Origin of the sequence: Haliscomenobacter sp. (genome assembly GCF_033763495.1) — a bacterium.
Lineage (GTDB): Bacteria > Bacteroidota > Bacteroidia > Chitinophagales > Saprospiraceae > Haliscomenobacter.
In genome coordinates this window covers 1-7,812 of the sequence record NZ_JANRKL010000093.1, presented here as the reverse complement: position 1 = coordinate 7,812, position 7,812 = coordinate 1, and the positions used below count along the sequence as shown (strand labels likewise).

General features: G+C 46.5%; 6 protein-coding genes. 5 read left to right on the top strand and 1 reads right to left on the bottom strand.

Annotation, left to right across the window (positions count from 1 at the left end):
* Positions 1-123: 123 nt before the first annotated feature.
* Both SFV55_RS09715 and SFV55_RS09710 read left to right on the top strand, forming a co-directional pair.
* Positions 124-1,317 carry a serine hydrolase gene (locus tag SFV55_RS09715; RefSeq protein ID WP_320029298.1) on the top strand — a complete coding sequence of 398 codons (1,194 nt, stop codon included), beginning with the start codon at positions 124-126 and terminating at the stop codon, positions 1,315-1,317.
* A 156-nt stretch (positions 1,318-1,473) separates the two neighbouring features.
* Positions 1,474-2,178 (top strand): hypothetical protein, encoded by a 705-nt coding sequence (locus tag SFV55_RS09710; protein ID WP_320029297.1) that lies wholly within the window; start codon positions 1,474-1,476, stop codon positions 2,176-2,178.
* A 119-nt stretch (positions 2,179-2,297) separates the two neighbouring features.
* On the opposite strand, the gene SFV55_RS09705 is transcribed toward SFV55_RS09710, so the two are convergent.
* The gene (locus tag SFV55_RS09705; protein WP_320029296.1) at positions 2,298-4,688 is read right to left on the bottom strand and encodes a tetratricopeptide repeat protein; all 2,391 of its coding nucleotides are present in this window, start codon (positions 4,686-4,688) and stop codon (positions 2,298-2,300) included.
* A gap of 142 nt (positions 4,689-4,830) precedes the next feature.
* Here SFV55_RS09705 and SFV55_RS09700 point away from each other — a divergent pair, with 142 nt between their 5' ends.
* The 3 genes from SFV55_RS09700 to SFV55_RS09690 all read left to right on the top strand — a co-directional run.
* The gene (locus tag SFV55_RS09700) at positions 4,831-5,637 is read left to right on the top strand and encodes a LytTR family DNA-binding domain-containing protein (RefSeq protein WP_320029295.1); all 807 of its coding nucleotides are present in this window, start codon (positions 4,831-4,833) and stop codon (positions 5,635-5,637) included.
* Positions 5,638-5,730: 93 nt separating this feature from the next.
* Positions 5,731-7,422, top strand: a complete 1,692-nt coding sequence (locus SFV55_RS09695; RefSeq protein WP_320029294.1) for a response regulator — start codon at positions 5,731-5,733, stop codon at positions 7,420-7,422.
* A 51-nt stretch (positions 7,423-7,473) separates the two neighbouring features.
* A partial coding sequence (locus SFV55_RS09690; protein ID WP_320029293.1) for a Uma2 family endonuclease occupies positions 7,474-7,812 on the top strand: 339 nt, incomplete at its 3' end.

The following is a 7,812-nucleotide window of genomic DNA, read 5'->3' as shown; positions in this document are numbered from 1 at the left end:
GGCTTAGACCAAAACTGTGCCCAAGTTGCTGCGGTAGCCCACTTCAAAACTCGCTACTCATGTACTCGGAACTCGTCACTCAAAATCGCTTCAAATCAAATACGATTCTCAAAATTCGAAACCATGAAACCCTTTCTCCCCCTCCTCCTCTTGATCAGCCTCCTTTCAGCCAATGCTCAGGACAAATGGCCCACCCAGGCCTGGCCCAAAAACAGCCCTGAAAAACTAAACCTGAACCCCGACTCCCTCGCTGCCCTCGACCGCGATTTTGCCGCCGGGAAATACGGCAATGTGGACGGCATGCTGATCATCCGCCACGGCCAGATCGCTTATGAAGCCTCATACAGCCACAATTACGCCGAATTGTACAAGCAGGAAGCCGTTGAAAAAGGTGGTTTGAATGCCACCGATCCCACCGGGCCTTACAACTACTTCTCCGCCTGGTGGCACCCTTTTTACCATGGCGGTAAACTTCACACTTTACAGTCCGTTTCCAAAACCATCACTTCGATGATCATTGGGGTGGCGGTGACCCGCAAGGAATTCCCGGATCTGGATACACCGGTTTTGAGTTTTTTTGATACCACTGCCGTCAAAAACATTGATGCCCGCAAAAGGAGAATGACCATCCGGCACCTGCTGACCATGACCGCCGGATTTGACTGGCATGAAGACCTCCCCTACTCCGATCCCAACAACAGCTGCAGCCAACTGGAAGCTAGTTTTGACTGGGTTAAATTCACCATCGATTTTCCCATGTCGGACGAACCTGGCAAGGTGTTCAATTACAACAGCGGGGCCACTGTATTGCTGGCTCACATCTTCCGGGTCGCCACGGGTCGGGACATTGAAGAATACGCCGTAAAACACCTCTTTGAGCCGCTGGGCATCAACAATCATTTTTGGAAACGTTCCCCCTACGGCCTGGTGGACAGTGAAGGTGGGGTTTACCTGGAAAAAAGCGACGTAGCAAAATTGTTCTACTTGTTTCTGAAAAATGGGAAATGGGAAGGCCGGCAAATCATCAGCACGGATTGGGTGCAGCAGTCGGTTTCGCCTTACAGCAAGTTTGGCCCCAACCGTGGTTACGGCTACAAGTGGTGGCTGGGCGCCTATGGCAACAAAGCCAGCGAAGTTACCTGGGGCGGCAATGGCTTCGGGGGCCAGTTTCCGATCATTATTCCTGAGTACGACATGGTGGTGGTGTTCAATGCCTGGAATGTCCTGCCAGGTGCTGAATCCAGGAATTACAACCCGAATTTTTTGACCCAAAAAGTATTGAACGCTGTGGTGGAGTATCAGCAAAAGAAAAAATGAGTGAGTTTACCCCCCTAAAAACAGTATTAACGCCAAAAAATTACCAAGCGGAAAGCCGAATCAACCAACGGGAAGTTGGGACTAGTCTTGTGATGGTGACTGTTGCATCTTTGAAGCAGAGATCAAAACAATTTAACCATCTAAAAACACGAGATTATGCCAACACGCGTAGGTGATGTAAAAGCTGCCGATCCAGGCCTGGGTTTTACCCTCACTTTTGATTCCCCCCTCCACAGCACTCTGAGGGTTGTGATCACCATGACCGACTTACAACAACCAGGAAATGGAAGCTACCAGAGTGAAGTTAACATACTTAATAACATCTCCGATACAGAATTGGTGTTCGTGGTGCCGTTTGGGGACAACGCATATGCACCGAGCAATCTTTTAAATTTTCAGGTTGATCTGTATTCGCCTTACAATGCAAGCACTCCAATCAATCCAAACACGCCACTGACTGGAGTGGTTATGGGTGAAAAAGGGAGTTTTAGTTTTTCTACCAGTGTACCTACTAGTATAAAAAGGCTTCTGCAGACCGGAGACATGTTGCAATCTAAAGATGGAGCTTTCATCGGGGTTTATCAAACAGATGGAAACTTTTGTATATATCCGCAGTTTGCAGACAATCAATCGAAACTAGATGCAGTCTATTCGACCCATACTAAAATTGATGGTCCGACTACTATGGTACAGTCAATGACCGATGTAAATCATTTTCAAATTGCCATGCGGGATTCAAAAGGTAATAGCTTAGGCAAATGTTCAATAGATTATTCTGTTGCTGATGGGCTTGAGTTCACTATTGATTCAATGGGTCGTTTACTTTGCAATGGTGCGGGTTTTGATTTTAGCAGATTTTAAATTTGCATCGATCCCGTCTGTTTTTTCTGAGATAATACTACCTGCATACAGGCTTGAAGCTACCACAATCTTCATTTTTTTCCAAAGACTGGAGTTTTGTGGTAGCTTCTATGAAGCTCTTAAGCTTCCAAAAAATACATATTAATCGCACCTTTGTTCTTGGCTTCTATTTTGCCTCGGTGTGCAAAGGCAAAATTATCTTTAACCAGTGCATAAGTACTCCCTGAAATATTGATTTTCCCGGCTTCGCTGTTTTGCTCCATCCGGGCGGCGGTATTGACCGTATCCCCCCAAATGTCGTAAGCAAATTTTTTCACACCTACGATTCCAGCTACCACAGGTCCGGAATTCAACCCAATGCGAATTTCAAATTTGGAGCGGTTGTTGGGGTCTGCCACCCATTCACAAATTTCGCGAGCAGCCATAATGGCTTTTTGGGCGTGCCGGGGGTCGGGGGTCGGTAAGCCCGATACGGCCAGATAGGCATCACCGATGGTTTTGATTTTTTCCATCTCGTACTTTCCAATAATCGCATCAAAGGCCCGAAAACAGTGGTCTATTTCAGCCACCAGGGCTGTTGGGCTAAGGGTTTCGGAGATGGTGGTGAATTTAACAAAATCGGTAAACAGCACGGTTACATCGTCAAATTGACGTGCTGTTGCAGAGCCCTTGTCTTTCAATTCATCGGCTACCTCAGTGGGCAGAATGTTCAACAGCAGGTTATCCGACTTTTGTTTTTCAGCAGAAAGTAGACGATTAGATTTGCGTTGGTTGCTGAAGTTGCGGTAAATGAAAAACAGCGCCACAAGCAAGAGTCCGGCACCTACAATGAGGATGTTGCGCTCCTGTTGCCTCGCCCGAATCGTGGCTTGTTGTAAGGCAGCTTCCTGAGTCATGGTTCTGAGTTCTGCTGCTTGTAATTGTTTCTCCCTTTCCACCAAAGTCAATTGTTTTTCCTTCTCTTGTTTTTCCGCTTGTTCTTTCAAAAAGGCCAGGCGTTGCAGGTCTTTTTCCTTGTTGCTCAGCGCCAGTTGTTGGCTACTGAGCAACAGTTGTTGGCTACGTTGTTTGGCGAGCAACACTTGTTTTTGCAATTGCTCATCGGTTAGCCTTTGGTTCAGCTGGTAAGTGGCTTCTTTTTTGTCAAATTCAAACTGGATTTCCCTACGGGTGATTTCTTTTTTAATCGACTGTCCCTGGATGCTATCGCGCAAGGTGATGTAGTTTTTATAGGCCTTATAGGCTGCGGTGTAATCCCCCTGCCTTTCATACAAAATACTCAGGTCGTTCCAAACCAATTGTTCATTTGCCAGGTCTTTGCTTTCCTGGCTTAATTTTAAGGCGCGTTGTTGGCTGCTCATGGCCAAAGAAAAATTGGATAGGGTAGTATAGTTTTGGCCAATTCTATTCCAGGCAGCTGCTTGCCCATACTTGCTACCAATTGCCTCATATATGTTTAAAGACTTTTGAAAAAAATCCAAAGACTTCTGGATCTCGTCTTGTTTTTGATAGATCTCAGCTAGGTTGATCAAGTTAGAAGCGATTCCTTCCTGTTTACCAATTTTTTCGTAAATCGCCAAAGAGCGTTCATGATACTCTAAAGATTTTTTGTAATTGGACAAATGATTATAAACAGAACCTATCGAATTGAGATTAGTAGCTTGTCCAGGCCTATCTTCTAATCGCTCATACATAAGTAGAGCCTTTTGGTAATACTCCAGAGCTTGTTGAAAATCTTTCAGATCGAAATAAATATTCCCAATGCTTTCAAAACTACCCGCCTGCCCGGATTCATCCTCCATTTTTTCATACATGGCTAGTGCCCTTTGAAAATAACCCAACGCCCGAGGGTAGTCCGCGAAGCGTTGATAGGTTGAGCCGATATTCCCCAGTGTAAGCGCTGAGTTAGCCTGGTTACCCAATTTTTCATAAATGGGCTGAACTTTCAGGTAATTTTCCAGTGCAGCCTGGTTTTCCCCGGTACTGTAGTGAATATTCCCAATGTTGTTGAGGTTATTGGCCACCTCTTGCAAGTTGCCCATACCTTCATTGATCGGCAGGGCTTTTTGGTAACAGGCCAAAGCCTTGGTGAGATCGGACTGAGCCAGGTAAATGTTGCCTGTATTGTTCAGATTGGCAGCCAGACCTTTTTTGTCATTGATTGCCTCAAAAAGTGTACTGGCTTTTTCGTGGTAGTCCAAAGCCTGGGCATATTCCGCCAAACGATACAGATTAACTCCCGCCAGGCGATTGGCCTCTGCTTCGCCTGATTTGGAGCCAATGCTTTGAGCCAATTGTAAGGCCTGCCTGGCATAATAAAAACCGGTATCGGGATTGAAGCGACGCAGCTCGTAGCTGAGGCTATTGAGGGTATTTACTTTTTTTTGATCATTTTGGAGTTTGGGCAAAACCTGTCGAAGGGAATCAATTAGCGCCTGGCCTTTTTTGCCCTGGGCAAAAGCACCTGTAAGGGTGCCGAGCAATACAACAGTAAGCAAGCATCTTAGCATCGGTGGGCGGGTTTTTGGTTGAAACAAAAATAGCATTTTTTGAACGCCTACGCAGGCGTCAAATCATTTTTAGGCGACCAGAGCGCGTCAAGGATGAAATTGAGGGGGATAAACTACCCTATATTTAAAATACAAAAACGGCTTGCGATACAGCTTTTTCCCTATATTTGCCCATGCCATTACCCATTGTATTTTTGCCATGCTGAAAACCCTCCTGATCGAAGACAATGCCGATGCGGCAGAAAAACTGCTCTTCCTGCTCCATAAATACGGCGCCGAAAACATCCAATTCCTGGGTCAGGCCAGTAGCGGGCAAGAAGGTATTGCGGCCATCGAAGCTCAAAAGCCGGATCTGGTTTTTCTGGACATTGAATTGGGCGACATGACCGCCTTTGAAATGCTGGAACGCCTGGATCAAGTGGATTTTCAGGTCATTTTTACCACCTCTCACGAGCAATATGCCATCAAGGCCATCCGCTACAGTGCCCTGGATTACCTCCAAAAACCCATTGGCAGAGAAGAACTGCTGGCGGCGATCAACCGCGCCTTGAACAGCCCGAACCGCATCTTGCGCGAACAAGTCCAACAACTGGCCCAGCAAGGTAAATCCAAAGTGGTGCTACCGGAAAAAATTGCCCTGACCACCGCCGAAGGCCTGGTATTCAAACCCATCAGTGATATTGTGCGCTGTGAAAGTGACCGCATGTACACCATTGTTGTTTTGTTGGGGGGCGAAAAACTCATGGTGTCCAAACCCATGGGACAACTGGAGGAAATCCTCGACGGTCATGGCTTTTTCAGGGTACACAATTCCCACCTCGTCAACGTTCAACACATCAAACAGTTCGTACGCTCCGAAGGCGGGTATTTGATTATGGAAGACGGTACCACGGTAAGTGTGGCACGCAACCGGAAAGATGAGTTTTTGGAACTGTTTTCAAAATTCTGAGAACTGCCAACCGGAAACTCAAATCTACCAACGGGAAAGTGACTGATCTACACCTCGTTCAATGGCTGTATTTTGCAACACAAAACCCTGCACATGGCTTATCTGATCTCATTGTTGTTGCTGGCCATTCTGTACTTCAACAACCAGCAAAAAACCAAGGCGAACAAGGTGTTGCGGCGCGCCTTGAACAGCCTCAATGCCACCCAACAACAATTGATCGCTCAAAAGGAACGAGCAGAACAGGGTGAACAGTTCAAACAACGTTTTTTGGCCCATATCAGCCATGAAATCCGCACGCCCTTGCACGGGATCGCCGGATTTGCCGATTTGCTGCTGGAAACCTCCCTTACTGAAAAACAACGCCGTTGGTTGTTTTCCATTTCCCATTCTACCGAACGTTTGAATGAAGTGGTCAACGACGTACTGGAATTGAGCAAACTGGAAGCAGGGGCAGTACAACTCCGCAAAATTCCCTTTTCGCCCGGGAGTGTCGCCCGGGATGTCCAGGAATCACTGGCCCTCCGGGCGCAAAACAAGGGCATTGATCTCCTGCTCGAAATACGGCAGAATGTTCCCGAAGCAGTTTTGGGAGACCCTACCCGGCTTTTTCAGATTTTGATCAACCTAGTGGGTAACGCGGTTAAATTTACGGAAAAAGGGGCGGTGCGGATACTGGTAGATGCCGATTTGCCCCACGAAGAGGAGCAACAGGTATACTTGCGCTTCAGGATCATCGATACCGGAATCGGCATTCCTGCTGAAAAAATCAAGGCGGTGTTTGGTAGTTTTCAGCAAGCTGGGGAAGATACCGTAGCTCGTTTTGGAGGTACTGGTTTGGGGTTGACGGTCACCCAGGAATTGGTACAACTTTACTGCGGAGAAATCCATGTAGAAAGTACGCTCGCAGTTGGCACCACTTTTACGGTCACTATACCATTCCCTGTAACTGATACTGCAAACCTCAGTATCAAAACGGAGGAGCCGATCGAGATGTATTCCACTCAGAAACTCCGCATTCTCCTGGTTGACGACAATGAACTCAACCGCGAAATTGCGCACGAAGCCATACTGCGCCATTTCGAAAACGCGGAAATAGTAGAAGCCACCAACGGCAAAGAAGCCATAAATACCCTGGAAACCAAACCTTTTGACCTGGTGCTCATGGACATGCAAATGCCGACCCTTTCGGGTACCGAAGCTACCCGGCTCATCCGTGCATCCGACACCATTCCCGATCCCGAGCTGCCCATCATTGCCCTGACTGCTTCTACTACCCAGGAGGACATCGAAAGAGCCCTGAATTCCGGCATGAACACCCACCTGAGCAAACCTTTTAAACCCTATCAATTGGCCGCTGTAATGGGCGAAGCACTGGGTTTGGAAAATGACGAAAAAGCGATATCCTCTTTAACTGTTCCAGTTGTCGAGCAAGCTGATCAATTTCTGGATTTGAGTTTTCTGCGTGATTTTACGGAAGACGATGAGGAACAAATGCGCTATTTCATCAAAAAATTCCTGAAGCAGTCGCCTCTGGAGATGGAACAGTTGCAGCAAGCACTCCAGACCGCTGATTATAATAGTTTGGGGCAAATTGCCCATAGTTTTAAGCCTCAACTAGAATTCGTAGGTTTAAAAAAAACCGCAGCCTTGGTGAAGGAGTTAGAACTGGGGGCAAAAACTGGCCTGCCGATGGATCAGCTTTCCGGTATTTTGGATCAAATCTGGGGTGATTTGCAGGAATTGCAGTCTGAAGAACAGTGGTTTGGAGGGGCTGTAGAAAATTAGCCCTGAAACGATTTTTTGTTTATATTTGTTCAGTACTGAAAAGAGAGAATTATGGAAACAGTATTGCTGCAATCGGAATATGAACTGGAAAGAGGTAAACCTATGCCAAGTCGAAACCATGCATTTATTCAGTCAAAACTTGTAAAGTTGCTGGATAGAAAATATGCGGATATATATGATGGGATATCTGAATTGAGTTTATTGATTGATGGGAAAGAAATTGTACCCGATGTTTTGATCTACAAAGGATTTGAGTTTCGTCCTGGCAACGATGAGGTAAAAGTAACCGAGATGCCTTTGGGCGTAGTAGAAATTTTATCGCCAACCCAGCAACTCGCTGATTTGGTAGCCAAATCCTATCGCTACTTCGAAGCAGGGGTAAAATCCTAC